This is a genomic window from Arthrobacter sp. NPDC056727 (genome assembly GCF_042790555.1).
Lineage (GTDB): Bacteria > Actinomycetota > Actinomycetes > Actinomycetales > Micrococcaceae > Arthrobacter.
In genome coordinates, this window is sequence record NZ_JBHTZA010000023.1 from 1 (window position 1) to 15913 (window position 15913).

12 protein-coding genes are annotated in these 15913 nt (G+C 64.9%); 5 read left to right on the forward strand and 7 right to left on the reverse strand.

What is annotated here, in order from left to right; translation table 11 throughout:
- Both ACFRAH_RS19175 and araB read right to left on the reverse strand, forming a co-directional pair.
- On the reverse strand, positions 1-260 hold a 260-nt coding region (locus ACFRAH_RS19175), incomplete at its 3' end, for a class II aldolase/adducin family protein (protein WP_377992497.1).
- On the reverse strand, positions 257-2002 hold the full coding sequence (araB, locus tag ACFRAH_RS19180) for a ribulokinase (protein WP_377992498.1): 1746 nt from the start codon (positions 2000-2002) through the stop codon (positions 257-259). The genes araB and ACFRAH_RS19175, both read right to left, overlap by 4 nt.
- A 1008-nt stretch (positions 2003-3010) precedes the next feature.
- Between araB and ACFRAH_RS19185 the strand changes: the two genes are divergently transcribed.
- From ACFRAH_RS19185 to ACFRAH_RS19205, 5 genes are all read left to right on the forward strand, one after another.
- Positions 3011-4357: a glycoside hydrolase family 36 protein gene (locus tag ACFRAH_RS19185; RefSeq protein WP_377992565.1), complete on the forward strand. Its 1347-nt coding sequence runs from the start codon at positions 3011-3013 to the stop codon at positions 4355-4357.
- A gap of 47 nt (positions 4358-4404) precedes the next feature.
- Positions 4405-5721: an ABC transporter substrate-binding protein gene (locus ACFRAH_RS19190; RefSeq protein ID WP_377992499.1), complete on the forward strand. Its 1317-nt coding sequence runs from the start codon at positions 4405-4407 to the stop codon at positions 5719-5721.
- 69 nt (positions 5722-5790) lie between these two features.
- Positions 5791-6729 (forward strand): carbohydrate ABC transporter permease, encoded by a 939-nt coding sequence (locus ACFRAH_RS19195; protein WP_377992500.1) that lies wholly within the window; start codon positions 5791-5793, stop codon positions 6727-6729.
- Entirely contained in the window at positions 6726-7544 is an 819-nt protein-coding gene (locus ACFRAH_RS19200; RefSeq protein ID WP_377992501.1) for a carbohydrate ABC transporter permease, read from the forward strand. The genes ACFRAH_RS19195 and ACFRAH_RS19200 overlap by 4 nt, the downstream gene beginning before the upstream one ends.
- Positions 7545-7590: 46 nt before the next feature.
- Positions 7591-8613 carry a LacI family DNA-binding transcriptional regulator gene (locus ACFRAH_RS19205; RefSeq protein ID WP_377992502.1) on the forward strand — a complete coding sequence of 341 codons (1023 nt, stop codon included), beginning with the start codon at positions 7591-7593 and terminating at the stop codon, positions 8611-8613.
- A gap of 451 nt (positions 8614-9064) precedes the next feature.
- Here the strand turns inward: ACFRAH_RS19205 and ACFRAH_RS19210 are convergent, their stop codons facing one another.
- The 5 genes from ACFRAH_RS19210 to ACFRAH_RS19230 form a co-directional block, all read right to left on the reverse strand.
- Complete coding sequence (locus ACFRAH_RS19210; RefSeq protein WP_377992503.1) at positions 9065-11422, reverse strand: FdhF/YdeP family oxidoreductase; 2358 nt, start codon at positions 11420-11422, stop codon at positions 9065-9067.
- Positions 11423-11521: 99 nt separating this feature from the next.
- Positions 11522-12142, reverse strand: a complete 621-nt coding sequence (locus tag ACFRAH_RS19215; RefSeq protein ID WP_377992504.1) for an MBL fold metallo-hydrolase — start codon at positions 12140-12142, stop codon at positions 11522-11524.
- Positions 12139-13272 (reverse strand): S-(hydroxymethyl)mycothiol dehydrogenase, encoded by a 1134-nt coding sequence (locus ACFRAH_RS19220; protein WP_377992505.1) that lies wholly within the window; start codon positions 13270-13272, stop codon positions 12139-12141. The genes ACFRAH_RS19215 and ACFRAH_RS19220 overlap by 4 nt, the downstream gene beginning before the upstream one ends.
- A 350-nt stretch (positions 13273-13622) precedes the next feature.
- Positions 13623-15053 carry an ATP-binding protein gene (locus ACFRAH_RS19225; protein ID WP_377992506.1) on the reverse strand — a complete coding sequence of 477 codons (1431 nt, stop codon included), beginning with the start codon at positions 15051-15053 and terminating at the stop codon, positions 13623-13625.
- Positions 15050-15733, reverse strand: a complete 684-nt coding sequence (locus ACFRAH_RS19230; protein WP_377992507.1) for a response regulator transcription factor — start codon at positions 15731-15733, stop codon at positions 15050-15052. The genes ACFRAH_RS19225 and ACFRAH_RS19230 overlap by 4 nt, the downstream gene beginning before the upstream one ends.
- Between the last annotated feature and the right edge of the window lie 180 nt (positions 15734-15913).

The window sequence follows — 15913 nt, forward strand, 5'->3', positions numbered from 1 at the left end:
CCCCACTCAACAATCGTTCCGTCCCCGCCGGTGGAGGTGCCGCTGACGGGGGTGCCGTAGAGGTCCGTGACCACCATGTTTTCCGGGGTCAGATCATCGTAGGAGACGCCGGAGGGCTTGATGACCATGAGGTCGTAGCCGGGGATGCGGCCGGAGACGTTTCCGGCGGTCCAGACCACCAGGTCGTACCGGGTCAGCTCGGCGTGCAGGTCGCAGACTTCGCGGCGGACGCGGGCGATGGTTTCCAGCAGTGCGCTCATGCGGAGACCTCCTCGGCGGTCAGGGATTCGGCGTTGAGTGGGGCCGCTGTCAGGGACTGGGCGGCGTTGCGTTGGATGGCCTTGAGCCGGTGCATAACTTCGTTGGTTCCGCGGCCGAAGTAGTCGTGCAGGGTTTGGTATTCGCGGAACAGTTCGTCGTAGGCTGCGACGTTTTCCGGGATGGGGGTGTAGACCGCGCCGGGAGCCGCGCCCATCGCCGCCGCCGCTGCCCTGATGTCCCCGTATTTCCCGGCGGCGACGGCGGCGTGGATGGCCGAGCCGAGGGCCGGTCCCTGGGTGGAGCCGATGGTGGAGAGCTGGAGGCCGGTCACGTCCGAGTAGATCTGCATGAGGAGTTTGTTCTTCAGCAGGCCGCCGGCCACGATGAACTCCTTCACCGGGACGCCGGAGTCCCGGAACGCCTCGACGATGGTGCGGGTGCCGAACGCCGTGGCCTCGAGCAGCGCCCGGTAGATGTCTTCCGGCCGGGTGGCCAGGGTCTGGCCGACCACGACGCCGGAGAGCTCGTGGTCCACCAGCACGGAGCGGTTGCCCGAATGCCAGTCGAGCGCGATCAGGCCGTGCGCACCGATCGCCTGCCCGGATGCCAGGTCCGTGAGGTATTCATGGATGCCCTGCCCCGCCTCGGCGGCGGCCCGGTGGTATTCCGGCGGGACGCCGTACTTGGTGAACCAGCCGAAAATGTCGCCCACCCCTGACTGGCCGGCCTCGTAGCCCCAGAGCCCGTCCACGATGCCGCCGTCCACCACGCCGCACATGCCCGGTACTTCACGGAGCTCGGCGCCGTTCATGACGTGGCAGGTGGAGGTGCCCATGATGGCCACCAGCTGGCCGGGTTCCACCGCCTTGGCGGCCGGCGCGGTGACGTGCGCGTCCACGTTGCCCACGGCGACAGCGATGCCCTCCGGCAGCCCGGTCCAGGCGGCGGCCTCGGCGGTCAGGTACCCGGCGGCGTCGCCGAGGCGGCCGATGGTGTGGTCCAGCTTGGCGCTGACGAAGTCTTTGAACTGCGGGTTCAGGGCGGCGAGGAAGTCATCGGACGGGTAGTGCCCGTCCTGGTAGATGCCCTTGTACCCGGCGGTGCAGGCGTTGCGGACGTAGTTGCCGCAGAGCTGCCAGACGATCCAGTCGGCGGCCTCCACCCAGTGGTCCATTTCGGCGTAGGCCTCGGGGTCCTCCTCCAGCAGCTGCAGCCCCTTGGCAAACTCCCACTCGGAGGAGATCAGCCCGCCGTACCGGGGCAGCCAGGATTCGCCCAGCTCAGCGGCGAGTGCGTTGATGCGGTCGGCCTGGCCCTGCGCGGCGTGGTGGCGCCACAGCTTCACATACGCGTGCGGGCGGTTCGCGAAGCCCGGCACCTCGTTCAGCGGCGTGCCGTCAGCCTTGACGGGCACCATGGTGCAGGCGGTGAAATCCGTGGCAATTCCGACGACGGCGGCGGGGTCGATCCCGGCGTCAGCGATCGCGGCGGGAACAGCATGCCGGAGCACGTCGCGGTAGTCGCCCGGCACCTGCAGCGCCCATTCCCCGGGAAGCCGGGTGACGCCGTCGCCCCCCACATCCGCCGGGAGCGCTTCCGTGACCACCGCATGCGGGTAGTCGAACACGCCACTGCCGAGTTCCTTACCGTCCCGGACCCGCACAACCACGGCCCGGCCGGACAGGGTGCCGTAATCCACCCCGATGACATAGTTTTCGCTGCCGTCTGCTGTGACGTCCATGAATCCTCCAATAGTTTCTGGCTGTCGGGCCAAACCGTTGTTAGCGCTGTTCATCGGCTGCCTCTTGTCAAACGGTTCGTTCCTTGTAAGAATGATAGCGCTTTCAGATGTGGTTTAGGCCACTCCAGATATTTTCAGCTACTTCAAGTTAGCTGCACCCGCGAAAGAGTAATCCCCGTGCCTGAAACCGCTATCACATCGCCGAGCGAGCATGCGACAACAGAATCTGCGTCTGCCGTAACGGCGGACCCGCAGCGAATCGAATGGTCCGTGCCAGGGCTGAGCCTCACCTTCGGCCACGCACAGGATGCTCCACTGCACCTGTCCGCGGTCACATGTGGAAGCGTCAGCGCGACCTTCCAGGCGCCATTGCCGCTAGTCGAGGTTTTGGCAGTTGGCCGCGGTCATACACTGGCCAGTGGAAGGCTCGTCCAGACATCCATCGGCTCCGCCATGCGTTATCTCTCTCACGACGTAGACGTGCAGGATGACTCAATCCGCTTCCGTTTGGGCAATCCCGAAGGAGTTCTGGCCGAACTGACCCTTTGCGGAGGCAACGGCGCAATCCGGTCATCCGTGACGGTGACCAACGGTTCGGATCGGAACCTGTCATTGACGGCTGTGACCAGCTTGGTATCCGGGCTCGGAACAGCATCTACTGGCAATGAAGTCACCGACCCGGCGCAGGGTTGGATTCTCATTGAAGGCGGCAGCGAGTGGCTCGGAGAAGGACGGTGGACCGAGACCCCGCTCCGGGACGTCCTCCCGGACGTCCGTCATGGTCTCACCGGCCGTAACAACACCCCACGTTCCGGAGTAGGACGGACCGCCGATGGAACGTGGTCAACCGGGGCAGCCCTTCCCGTGGCCGGCCTCGTGTCCGCACAGCGAGGATTGGCGTGGCTTTGGGAAATCCCCCACAACGGACCATGGCGCTGGGAAATCGGCGAGCACGTCGGAGACTGCTACGTCGCATTGTCCGGTCCCACCGATCGTGACCACCAGTGGATGGAAGTACTCGCCCCCGGAGAGTCGTTTACGACCGTCCCCGCAGTACTTTGCATCGGATCCGACCTCCAAGATGCCGCGGCGGCCCTGACCTCCTGGCGTCGAAGCAATCGCCGCTCGCATCCGGACAACTCATGCCCTGCCATCGTCTTCAACGACTATATGAACACGCTTAACGGCGACCCCTCGACAGCCAAGGTCCTCCCGCTCGTAGAAGCAGCCGCCGCGGCGGGGGCTGAGGTGTTCTGCATCGACGCCGGATGGTATTCCAATTCGAATGACTGGTGGGACACAGTTGGGGCGTGGACGCCCTCAACGACTCGCTTCCCCAGCGGGCTGGGCGAGATTATCGAAGCAATACGCTCCCGCGGCATGGCTCCCGGGCTCTGGCTCGAACCTGAAGTCATCGGAGTGAACAGCCTGGCGGCACTGACGCTGCCGGAGGACGCCTTCTTCCAGCGCGGGGGTTCCCGGGTGGAGGAACAGGGGAGGTTCCATCTGGACCTGCGTCACCCCGCGGCACGCAAGCATCTCGATGAGACCGTCGACAGGCTCGTGGCAGACTTTGGGATCGAATACTTCAAATTCGACTACAACATCGACGGCGGACCAGGCACCGACCGTGACGCGACGAGCGTAGGTGCAGGCCTCCTTGGACACAACAGGGCCCACATCACTTGGCTCGACGGCCTGCTGGAGCGTCATCCCGGACTCATCCTTGAGAACTGTGCCTCAGGTGGCATGCGTTCAGCCGGGGACCTTCTGTCCAGGATGCACCTGCAGTCCACCTCAGACCAGCAGGACCCGCTAGCGTACCCACCAATTGCAGCTTCGTCTCCGCTGTCGATGCTTCCAGAGGTGGCCGCGAACTGGGCCTATCCGCAGCCGGAGATGACCCCAGAGCAGAGCGCCTTCACGCTGGTCACCGGCCTGGCTGGCCGCTTCTACCTTTCCGGGCACCTCAACCGGATGAGCGCCACTCAAATGGACCTCGTCCATGAGGCAGTGCAGGCCGCTAAGTCGCTCAGGCCCTTCCTTATTGAATCGACGCCGTCATGGCCCGCCGGCCTGCCCGGCTGGGGCGACCGCTGGATCGCCTCTGCACTTCACGGGCCCGAACAAATCGTGCTGTCCCTCTGGGACCGCGGCGATGACACGGGCGAGATCGCCCTTGAATTTCCCACCCTCAAAGGTAAGGACCTCAGTATCGACACAGTCTTCCCCCGCGCGCTCCCGGCATGGGATACACGGTGGAATGCCGAAACAGGCACCCTGATCGTACGGTCAACTGTCACCGCCCCGTCGGCCCGTACGCTCAACCTCACACTCTCGGCGCCGAGCGTGTGAACCAACCCAATATTTCCGATCTGTCCCACACCAAAGGAACAATCAACATGAAACTCACATGGAAAGGCGCCGTCGTCGTCGCCGCTGTGGCTGGTCTGCTGACCGGGTGCAGCAACCCTGGTGCTCCAGCAGAAAGCACCGGCGAGGTCACATGGCCGGCCCAGTCGACGAAACTGGACGGCACCACACTCACTGTCTGGGCAGCCGCAAGCTCGACCAAGACGGCGGATTCCGTGATCGCCGGCTTTGAAAAGGCAACAGGAGCAAAGGTTAACGTTGTCACGATCCCGGACCCTTACGAGCAAGGGGTGCAGACGAAAGTTGCCACGGGCGACAAGCCGGACCTCGCGTTCTGGCAGCCGACGTCCTCCCAGCTCACGGCCCTGAACGCGGCACAGAATCTCCAGCCCCTCACCAACGCGCCGTGGCTCTCCAACTACAAGGACAATCTCGCGGACATCACGGGGCAGGTCAACGGAACCCGGTACGCGGCGTTGTTCAGCGCCCCAGCAGTCCAAGGCGTCTACTACAACAAGGATGTCTTCGCCAAGGCCGGAATCACCAAGACTCCGAAGAACTGGGAAGAGTTCATCGCCGCTGCGCGCCAGATCAAGGACAAGGGCACCACACCGTTCTTCGATTTCGCCGGGGGCGGCAGCTCTTGGGCGACGCAGTGGTGGGTTCAGGTACAGCTGGCGGACGCCGCAAAAGCCGGCCTCTGGGACCGGGTGAACACCGGCAAGGAAAAATTCACCGACTCCACGATCCAGACTGCAGTCAACAACTACAACAACCTCATCAAGGACGGCCTGTTCAACAGCAACATCAAGACTGCAACCTTTGAGGACCAAGGAAAGGCCCTGCTGGCGGGCGACGCCGCCATGGTTGTCCAGATCAATGGATTTGCTGAGCAGCTCCAGCAGCGCGCGGATACCGCAACGCTGAACAAGAAGATCGGATTCTTCCCGATCTCCCCGACCGGAAACGTAGCCACCGTCATCCCGGACCAAGGAAATGCCCTCGTGGCATTCAAGACCGGCGATTCCAACCGAGAAGCAGCGGCCCGGCAGTTCCTTGCCTACTGGCTCGGCGACGGATACTCCGGCTTCGTCAAGGCACAGGGCGCCGTGTCGATTGAAAAGGGTGTGGACACACCCTCAAGCGTGCCGGATGCCCTGACTGCAGCTGTTGCAGCAGTCCCGACCGCAGTGGGCTCGATGCAGGCCTCAGCCATCGCAAATCCCGACCTCTACATCAACCTCGGAGACATGATCCAGGGGACGAAGACGCCGCAGCAAGTAACAGAGGCCACTCAGCAGCAATTTGCTGGCCTTGCCAAGGCTCAGGGCGCCGCAGGCTTCTGAGACGAAGGCCGGGGCTCCGGGCAAGGCAAGCCCGGAGCCCCGGCCACAATCTACACCTAGGAATTTCTCATGACCGCACAGCTATCACCCCCGCGCTCCAGCACCGCAGCGCCGGGCCGCGCCCGTCGAAACCGGACCGCCCGCAGGCAAGACCACCCCGCGTGGTTTCTGGTCCCTGCCCTGGCGGTGCTGGTTGTCTTCTTCTTCATTCCAACCATCTTTAACTTCGTCTACGCCTTCACTGACTGGTCCAGCTTCAAAGTCAGCATCAACTTTGCAGGCATCGACAACTTCACCGCGCTGCTGCAGAACGGCAGCCTCCTGGCTGACCTGCGCACGACGCTCATCTACGCCGTACTTGTCGCGGTGTTCCAGAACCTGTTTGGACTCATCCTCGCACTGATTCTCGAGGCAGATACCCGGATCAACCGGGCAGCGCGCGTCGCTTTCTTCGTACCTGTCATCATGTCCGCCCTGGCCGTTGGCTATATTTTCCGTGCGCTGCTGTCCCAGAATGGCGCATTGAACGCCATCCTCAGCGCCGTGACTGGACAGCACATCGACATCGCATGGCTCGGGGACACCACCTGGACGATCGTCGTCGTGGCCCTCATCCATGCCTGGAAATGGATGGGACTGTCCATGCTTATTTACCTGGCAGGGCTCAAGACAATCCCGCACGACGTCGTCGAAGCTGCCCGAATCGATGGTGCCAACTGGTGGACGACATTCCGAACCATCAGGTTCCCGCTGCTGGCGCCAGCGGTCACCTTCAACGTCGCCACCTCGCTCCTCGGATCAATGAACGGATTCGACATCGTTCAGGCCACCACGGGAGGCGGACCGGGTGGCAGCACGGAGCTGCTCAACATCTTCGTCTTCCGCACCTTCGGCCAGGGTCTCTTCGCCCAGGCCACGACGATGAGCCTTGTACTCTTCGTCATGGTCGCCATCCTGGCCTTCCCTGTCATCAAGGTCCTCCGCAAGCGAGAAGAAGTGCTCTCATGAAAACCCGCAGCCTCATACAGCCGACCGTCGCCGTAGCCCTTGTCGCTCTCCTTCTTGGGATTCCTTTCTGGCTGGTCATTGCCACGGCCGGCAAAGCCCAAGGCGAGGCACTCGATCCAAACCTCACGCCGCCAAGCCAATGGCAGCTCTTCCAGAATTTCTCGGACGTGATCCAGCAAGGCAGGATGGTCCCGGGCTTGCTTGGCAGCCTGTTCATCATGGTGATTTCCGTGGCCGGCGTCCTGGTCCTCGGATCCATGGCTGCGTGGGTTCTCGGACGACGCAGGGGTAAAGTGACCGCCTTCATCTATGCACTGGCCATCAGCGGCATTGTCCTGCCGCCTGCGGTCGTCACTATCGTTCTGCTGCTGCGGCAGCTAGGGCTGGCCGGAACGTCTGCAGGAATGATCGGGGTCTACATGGGGATGTACCTGTCCACCGTGATCTTTTTCGTTACAGGGTTTGTTCGTACCATCCCGGTCGAGCTCGAAGAGGCAGCACGCGTTGATGGGGCAGGACCGCTGAAGGTCTTTCTCCGAATCATCCTGCCGCTGCTTGGCCCGACCCTCGCCACTGCAACGATCCTGATCTGTCTGTACGTGTGGAACGACGTCTTCTATGCTTTGTTCGTCGTCGGTGGTCGCCTGGACATGCTTCCGCTGAACCTCTACCAGGTCGCCAGCAGCGGGTTGCACCTGCAGAACTGGCATCTCATCTTTGCCTACATCATTCTGATGAGCCTGCCTCTCCTCGTCACCTTCATGGTCATGCAGCGCAAGATCATTGCCGGAATCACCAGCGGCGCCGTCAAATGACGTTCACCGCTCGGCATAGGCCGAGCGGCCATAAGATGAAGGAATCATGACCCATATAGCCCCTCCCGACAGACACGCCACCATCGCCGACGTGGCGCGGCTTGCGGGTGTGTCCGTGCCCACTGTCTCGAGAGTCCTGACCGGAGCCGCTAGAGTCAGCGAGGAACGGAAGCAAAGGGTCGCCGAAGCCATGAAGGCACTGGCATACCGCCCCAGCGCGGCGGCGCAGGTCCTCGCCTCACGACGCTCCACCACCATCGCCATCGTCACCAGCAACACCTCCAGGTACGGGTATGCGGAGGCCGTCCGCGGCGTCCAAGAATCTGCGCGGGCAGCCGGCTACTCAGTGATCATCGTCGTTGTCGACGGCGCCCAGGACACCGAGGCAGCGGCGGCCGCAGATGCCGTACTCCGCCAGAGCGTGGCCGGCGTCGTCGTCCTTGAATTCGACCCGCCAGGCGTGGCTGCTCTGCGGGCACTGGAACGCTCTTTACCTGCGGTCGCACTATCCGGCAACCCCAAACCCGGGGTCCCACATGCCGTTCTCGACGAGACACGCGCAGCGGTGGCATTGACGGAACACCTCCTGAACCTGGGACACCGCACAGTCCACCATGTGAGAATCCCGGCCTCGGGCAAAGAAGACCTGCGGACAATCGGTTGGCGACATGCCCTCAACCGCAATGGCGCACCGGTTCCCCCCATTGAAGATTCGTCCTGGGACGTCTCGAACGCGAGAGAAATCGGCGTCCGCCTCGCCGCAGACCCCGCCGTGACAGCGGTCTTCTGTGGTAACGACGAAACAGCGATGGGCGTCATCCGCGGAATCCACGACGCCAAGCGGCGGGTTCCGGAGGACATCAGCGTTGTAGGTTTTGATGACCACCCACTGGCCACGATGTTCATTCCCTCTCTCACCACAGTTCGCCAGGACTTCGCCGAACTCGGTCGCCATGGCACAGCGCAGCTGCTGGCGCTCCTCGATGGGACGGCACCGCTGGAACTCGACACAGTCGAACCTTCCATCGTTCTGAGAGAGAGCACGGCGCCGCCGGCCTCGGCGAGCTAGCCTCCCGCCGTAGGACCAAGGCGCCAGGGCTCTGTCCCATGCTCGCTGGATTCGGGTCTGCGGCTCGGCGATCGGCGCACCGGATGCCATTGCCACGGAAACTCACCGTAAACCGGCTGTCGGCGCGGATCGGGTGGATGGTCATTTTGAACAGTCAATGGATGGCCATTGTTTGCCGAGATCGAAAGCCGCGTTGAGTAACGAGACAAACTTGGGAAGTTCCCGAGGCTGGCTGACGGCCGGGAGCTTGCGCAGTTGGGGCACACCCCAACCTGACGTCAGGAAAGAGGCCTAATCCCGTCAGAATAGGGTCCAGATCACCCTTCTCTGACACGTCGTCGGGCAGGTCTTAGAACTCAACCTGACACATGCACGACTTAAGCCCCAGCCAGGAAAGCCGAACGGCCCCGCTTCCCAAAAGGAAGCGGGGCCGTTCGTGTGCAAAAAGCAGCTAGCGAGTAGCGGCCTCAAGATCGGCAGCGGCGCCAGCCTCCGCCGTCGCAACCCCACCCGCGTGCGGCTCAAACCGCACGAACATCGCCTTGAACCCCGGGGTGTTGGACACCCGGGCCACGTTTTCCTTGTGGACCAGGGCGTTGGCCTCGGGGAAGTACGCGGCCGCGCAGCCCTTCGCCGTCGGGTAGGCCACCAGCCGGAACTTGTCGGCGCGCCGGTCCGTCCCCTGGAACGTGCTCACCACGTCCACGAGGTCGCGGTCCTTGAAGCCCTGCTCGGCCAGGTCCTCCGGGTGCACCAGGATCACGCGGCGGCCGTCGGAGATGCCGCGGTACCGGTCGTCCAGGCCGTAGAACGTGGTGTTGTATTGGTCGTGGCTGCGGATGGTCTGCAGCACGAGGTGGCCGGCCGGCGGCGTCAGGTACTCCAGCGGGCTGACCGTGAACCGGCCCCGGCCGATGTCCGTCGCAAACGAACGGGTGTCGCGCGGCGGGTTGGGCAGCACAAAACCGTTCCTGGTCCGGACCCTGGCATTGAAGTCCTCAAACCCCGGCAGGACGCGGGCGATGTGGTCCCGGACCACGTCGTAGTCCTCGGCCATGGCCTTCCAGTCCACCGAATGGTCCGGCCCGAACGTGGCCTCGGCCATCCGCGCCACGATCACCGGCTCGGCGAGCAGGTGGTCGGACACCGGCTGCAGCCTGCCCTGGGTGGAGTGGACCACGGACATGGAGTCCTCCACGGACAGGAACTGGGCGCCCTTGGGGTGCTTGTCGTCCTTGTCGGTCCGCCCCAGCGTGGGCAGGATCAGCGAGGTGCGGCCGTGCACAATGTGGGACCGGTTGGGCTTGGTGGAAATGTGGACGGTGAGGCCGATCCGCTGCATCCCGGCCTCCAGCGTCTCCGTGTCCGAGCACGCCAGCGAGAAGTTTCCGCCCATGGACACGAACACGTCCACCTCATCGCGCTCGAACGCCTCCATGGACTCCACGGCGTCATGCCCGTGGTGCCGCGGCGACTGGATGCCGAACTCCTGGTCCAGGGCTTCGAGCAGCCATTCCTTCGGCTTCTCCCAGATGCCCATGGTCCTGTCGCCCTGGACGTTGGAGTGTCCGCGCACCGGGCAGGCACCGGCGCCGGGCTTGCCGAAGTTGCCCTGCAGCAGCAGGACGTTGACCATTTCCTTGATGGTGTCCACCGAGTGCGGCTGCTGGGTAACGCCCAGCGCCCAGCAGAAGATGCTGGCCTTGGACTTCACCAGCATGCCGGCCACGGTCTCGATCTGCTCCCGGGTCAGGCCGGTGGCCCGCTCCGTCTCATCCCAGTCCAGTTCCTGGCGGGCTTCGACGTATGCCTCGAAGCCGTCGGTCTGCGCGTCAATGAAGGAACGGTCGACGACGGTCCCCGGGTTTTGCTCTTCGGCTTTCAGGAGCAGGTGGCCCAGCGCCTGGAACAGCGCGAGGTCGCCGCCCACCTTGATCTGCAGGTATTCGTCGGCCAGCGGCGTGCCGCCGCCCACCACGCCGGAGAGCGTCTGCGGGTCACGGAAGTTGAACAGGCCGGCCTCGGGCAGCGGGTTCACGGCCACCACCTTGCCGCCCTTGTCCTTGCACTCCTTGAGTGCGGACAGCATGCGGGGGTGGTTGGTGCCGGGGTTCTGCCCGACGACGAAGATCAGCTCCGCATCGTGGATGTCATCCAGCGATACCGTGCCCTTGCCGATGCCGATGGTCGGGTTCAGCGCCGAGCCGGAGGACTCGTGGCACATGTTGGAGCAGTCCGGCAGGTTGTTGGTGCCCAGGGAGCGGGCGAACAGCTGGTACATGAACGCCGTCTCGTTGGCCGTGCGGCCCGAGGTGTAGAAGACGCAGCGGTCCGGCGTGCTGGCCCGGATGTGCTCGCCGATCAGCTCGAAGGCGTCCGCCCAGGAGATCGGCGAGTAGTGCGTCTCCCCTTCCCGGATGACCATAGGCTCACTGAGCCGGCCCTGGTTGCCCAGCCAGTACTCGGTCTTCCGGGACAGCTCGGCGATGGAGTGCTTCGCCCAGAATTCCGCGCCCACGGTCCGGAGGGTGTTCTCCTCGGCCACGGCCTTGGCGCCGTTCTCGCAGAACTCGGCGGCCTTGCGCTTCTTGTCCGACTCCGGCCAGGCGCAGCCGGGGCAGTCGAAGCCGCCGCGCTGGTTCAGACGAAGCAGCGACTGCGCCGTCCGGGTCACGCCGGCCTGCGCCACGGCACGTTCCAGCGCCACCATCACGGCTTTGACGCCGGCGGCTTCGGTCTTCGGCTTGTGGACTTCAAGCTCGTCCTCATTGATGTCCGCGACGGGGGCGGGCTGCTTCCCGAACTTCATTGTTCCAACTTCCTAACGGCTGCTTTCATGCCTGTCTGACCGCCACGCAAGGCGCGCCGGGCATTCCCGGTGCGCCTTGCGTGTGGATCGTGTTTGTTCTTACTGCGCCACCTTGGCGAGGGTCTCGCGCTCGGCGGCGATGGTGGTGTTGTCACCGTGGCCGGTCCGGACCACCGTCTCCGCCGGCAGGGTCAGCAGCCGTTCGCGGATGGAGGTCAGGATGGTCGGGTAGTCGCTGTATGAGCGTCCGGTCGCGCCGGGTCCGCCGTTGAACAGCGTGTCCCCGGTGAAGACGGTCCCCTCGCTCTCCAGGTGGAAGCAGGTGGAGCCCGGGGAGTGGCCCGGGGTGTGGATCGCCTTCAGCGTGGCGCCGCCCACTGGGAACACGTCCCCGTCCGTGATCTGCCGGTCCGGGGTGGTGCCGGGGTAGACCTGCTCCCACAGGACCTGGTCCTCCGGGTTCAGGTGGATCTCGGCACCGACGGCGTCCGCCACCTCACGGGCGGCGCCGATGTGGTCGTTATGCGCGTGCGTGAGCAGGATCGCCAGGACCTTCCGGCCCCGCACCTGGTTGATGATCGCCTTGGCGTCATGCGGGGAATCGATGATCACGCATTCTTCATCATTGCCGACGATCCAGACGTTGTTGTCCACATCCCAGGTCCCGCCGTCGAGCGAGAACGTGCCGGAGGTGACGAGGTTTTCGATGGTGACGCTCATACAGACGCTCCCTGGGTTGCGGCGGACCGGGTTTCGCTGGCGGCCTGGATTTCGACGACGGAGCGCAGGACCTTGCCTTCGTGCATCTTGTCGAACGCCTCCTCGATCTGGTCGATGGTGATCCGCTCGGACACGAACGCGTCCAGGTCCAGGTTGCCCTGTTTGTAGTGGGACACGAGCATCGGGAAGTCCCGCGACGGCAGGCAGTCGCCGTACCAGGAGGACTTCAGCGATCCGCCCCGGCCAAACACATCCAGCAGCGGGAGCTCCAGCTGCATCTCCGGCGTCGGGACACCCACCAGGACTACACGGCCGGCCAGGTCGCGGGCGTAGAACGCCTGCTTGTACGTCTCGGGACGCCCGACGGCCTCGATCACGACGTCGGCGCCGTTGCCGCCGGTCAGTGCCCGGATCGCCTCGACCGGATCACCGGCGCGGGAGTTCACCCCGTGCGTCGCACCGAGGGACTTGGCCATCTCGATCTTGTTGTCGTCAATGTCGACGGCGATGATCGTCGTCGCCCCCGCCAGCTTGGCGCCTGCGATCGCGGCGATGCCCACGCCGCCGCAGCCGATCACGGCCACGGACTCGCCGCGCTTGACCTCACCGGTGTTGATCGCGGCACCGATGCCGGCCATCACACCGCAGCCCAGCAGGCCGACGGCGGCCGGGTCGGCGTCCTCGTCGACCTTGGTGCACTGGCCCGCAGCCACCAGGGTCTTCTCCGCGAACGCTCCGATGCCCAGAGCGGGGGACAGCTCGGTGCCATCCTCCAGGGTCATCTTCTGGGTGGCGTTGGCGGTGTTGAAGCAGTACTGCGGCTGGCCCTTCGCGCACGCCCGGCACTGTCCGCACACCGCGCGCCAGTTCAGGATCACCCGGTCGCCGGGGGCGACCTCGGTGACGCCCTCGCCAACAGCGGACACCACACCCGTGGCCTCATGGCCCAGCAGGTACGGGAAGTCATTCCCGATGCCGCCCAGCTTGTAGTGCAGGTCCGTATGACAGACACCGCACGTCAGGATGTCCACCAGGGCCTCGCCCGGACCCGGATCCGGCACCAGGATCGTCTCCACCGATACCGGAGCGTCCTTCTCCCGGACAACAACTGCCTTCACTTTATGAACCATGAGTTCACGTTCCTTCCTGAGCACGGGGCTCTTTGGCTGCGGCACCTCAGCCAAATCTAACTGACTTGCCATGGTTCGAAATCCCTGTCCCGCAGTCCGGACACTCCGCTCCGTGACGTTGCCGACGTCGACCAGGGCGGGTGTGCCGATCTTCAGTTTCGTCTTTCGCACCTTAGGGTAATTGCGCATTACACAACTGCAAGCGCATAGCGCGTCAAACCAGTATGGCAGGCCTCACATATATCAGTAAGTACCTTCCCATATATCAGTGAATAGATGAAGCCCGCCGTGGGCCGGCTCACCGGCGCCGCAGGGCGTTTCCCCCCGCGGGGACTGGCCCGGGCAGCCAGCTACGAGTGCGAAGCAGCCTTGAATGTGACGCGGGCGTCCAGGCCCCGGACACCGGGCCGGGCCTCCAGGGAAGCTGCCGCACCGCTGGCCTCGGCAAGCTGCTGGACGATGGCCAGTCCCAGGCCGCTGCCCTCCGACGTCGACTGCCCCCGCCAGAACCGGTTGAAAGCCTTAAGCCGGTCCTCCTCGGAAAGCCCTGGCCCGTCGTCGAGCACGTGCAGCTCATAGCCGTGCGAGGCACCAGCGTTAGAAGCGCCGGCGTTGGAGGCACCGTCCGGCCGGACCACCAGCCGGATCTCCGAGTCCGGCGGCGCCACGGCCAGGGCATTGTCGATGAGGTTGTCGATGATCTGCTCCGCCGCCCCGGGCATGGCCATGACCCTGGCGTCCGGAACGGCGTCCAGCACCGTCCGCACCCCGCTTTCCTCGGCCAGCGCCTCCCACTGCTCCACGCGGCTCCGGGCGATCTCGCTGAGATCCACTTCTTCACGGTCAACGTGGCGGCTGTCCGCCCGGCTCAGGAGGAGCAGGCCGTCGATGATCCGCTGCAGCCGGTACGTCTCCTCCAGCGAGTCCGCCACCATGATGCGCGCGCCGTCGGGATCGTTGCCCACGGCGTCCACGGCGTTTTCCAGCCGCAGCCGCAGCCCCGTCAGCGGCGTCCGCAGCTGGTGGGAGGCGTCGCTGGCGAATCCCCGCTGCTGCTGCAGCACGTGCTCCAGCCGGTCAGCCATCTGGTTGAAGGACCGGGCCAGGGTGCGCAGTTCCGGCGGCCCCTGCTCCTCCTCGGTGCGGGTGGCGAGGTTCCCTTCCGCCAGCAGCTCCGTGGCCTTCTGCAGCCGCTTGATCCGCCTGGTCACGGCTCCTGCCATCAGGTAGGCCAGCAGTCCGGCGAGCAGCACCGTGATGCCAGCTACCGCCCACATGACCCTCAGCTGGCCGGACACGCGGTCATCCACCACCGACGCCGGATAGGTCAGGCGCACGGCTCCCGTGATGTTCTCGCCGCTGAGGACGGGGACGGTGACGTACACCAGGTCGAATCCGAGCGTGTCCGAATGCCGCTGGCCGGAGGTGATCTGGCCGGCGAGCGCGGCGGAAATTTCGGGCCGCGAAAGGTAAGAGGACCCGGTAGCCGACTGGTCGTCGTCGGACGTTACCACCGCAGTACCGGCACGGTTCACAATAACGACGCGGGCGCCGCTGGCGCGGCCATAGTCGCGGACCGCAACGGCCACCGCCCCGGTAGCCGGACCGCCCGATTCGAGGAGATGGTGTGCCCGCCCGCTGAGCAGGAAGGCATCGCGTTCCAAGGAGGTGGCCAGCCGGTCCCGTTCCACCCGCACGAGGTAGCTGCCCAGCGGAATGTCCTGCACCAGCACCACCAGGAGCGTGATGGCCATGAACACGGAAATCAGCCGCCACCTCATCCGGGCACGTCCAGCCTGAACCCTACGCCGCGCACCGCCTCGATCCAGCGGGGGTCGCCGAGCTTTTTCCGGATCGCGGCCACGTGCGCGTCCAGGGTCTTGGTGGTTCCGTACCAGGTGCCGTCCCACACCGCGCGCAGAATGTCGCTGCGCTGGCAGACGGCGCCCGGGTCCTCGGCGAGGTAGTACAGGAGCTCGAACTCCTTGGCCGTGAGGTGGATTTCGGTCCCGTCCACCACGACCCTGCGCGAGCGCTGGTCGATGCTCAGGGTGCCGATGGTGCGGGTGCCGTCGGCCGGCGGAGCGGTCTCGGACTGCGGGTCGGCCGTGCGGCGGGCCACGGCCCGGATCCGTGCGATGAGTTCCCGCATTCCGAACGGCTTCACCAGGTAATCGTCCGCGCCAAGCTCCAGGGCGAGCACCCGGTCGATCTCCTCGTCGCGGGCGCTGACAACGATGATCGGTGTCATGGTCAGCGAACGGATGGACCGGCAGACATCCGTGCCGTCCATGTCCGGCAGCCCCAGGTCCAGCAGCACGAAATCGGGGCTGGAGCTGCGGACCTCGGCGAGCGCCCCGGCCCCGTCGGCGACGTGCCGCGCCTGGAATCCTGCCCTTGTCAGGCCCTCCAGCACGCCGGCTGCAACCGATTCGTCGTCTTCAACCACCAGGATCTGCATATCCGATTATCTTCCGGCCGGAACGGTGCCGCAGCGGATAGCCACGGCTTGGACAGGCTACTACTTCGAGGTTTGACAATTCTTGGGCCATCGACGGCCGCCTCCCCATCCCGCGCCGCCCCGTGACACCCCCAGACCCTTCCTCACCTCCTGCAGGAAAACGGCAAACCCTTCCTCACC

Excerpts from the sequence above, each read along its gene's own strand:
- araB (WP_377992498.1), bottom strand. The coding sequence starts at position 2,002 with ATGGACGTCACAGCAGACGGCAGCGAAAACTATGTCATCGGGGTGGAT.
- ACFRAH_RS19185 (WP_377992565.1), top strand. The coding sequence starts at position 3,011 with ATGGAAGTACTCGCCCCCGGAGAGTCGTTTACGACCGTCCCCGCAGTA.
- ACFRAH_RS19190 (WP_377992499.1), top strand. The coding sequence starts at position 4,405 with ATGAAACTCACATGGAAAGGCGCCGTCGTCGTCGCCGCTGTGGCTGGT.
- ACFRAH_RS19195 (WP_377992500.1), top strand. The coding sequence starts at position 5,791 with ATGACCGCACAGCTATCACCCCCGCGCTCCAGCACCGCAGCGCCGGGC.
- ACFRAH_RS19200 (WP_377992501.1), top strand. The coding sequence starts at position 6,726 with ATGAAAACCCGCAGCCTCATACAGCCGACCGTCGCCGTAGCCCTTGTC.
- ACFRAH_RS19205 (WP_377992502.1), top strand. The coding sequence starts at position 7,591 with ATGACCCATATAGCCCCTCCCGACAGACACGCCACCATCGCCGACGTG.
- ACFRAH_RS19210 (WP_377992503.1), bottom strand. The coding sequence starts at position 11,422 with ATGAAGTTCGGGAAGCAGCCCGCCCCCGTCGCGGACATCAATGAGGAC.
- ACFRAH_RS19215 (WP_377992504.1), bottom strand. The coding sequence starts at position 12,142 with ATGAGCGTCACCATCGAAAACCTCGTCACCTCCGGCACGTTCTCGCTC.
- ACFRAH_RS19220 (WP_377992505.1), bottom strand. The coding sequence starts at position 13,272 with ATGGTTCATAAAGTGAAGGCAGTTGTTGTCCGGGAGAAGGACGCTCCG.
- ACFRAH_RS19225 (WP_377992506.1), bottom strand. The coding sequence starts at position 15,053 with ATGAGGTGGCGGCTGATTTCCGTGTTCATGGCCATCACGCTCCTGGTG.
- ACFRAH_RS19230 (WP_377992507.1), bottom strand. The coding sequence starts at position 15,733 with ATGCAGATCCTGGTGGTTGAAGACGACGAATCGGTTGCAGCCGGCGTG.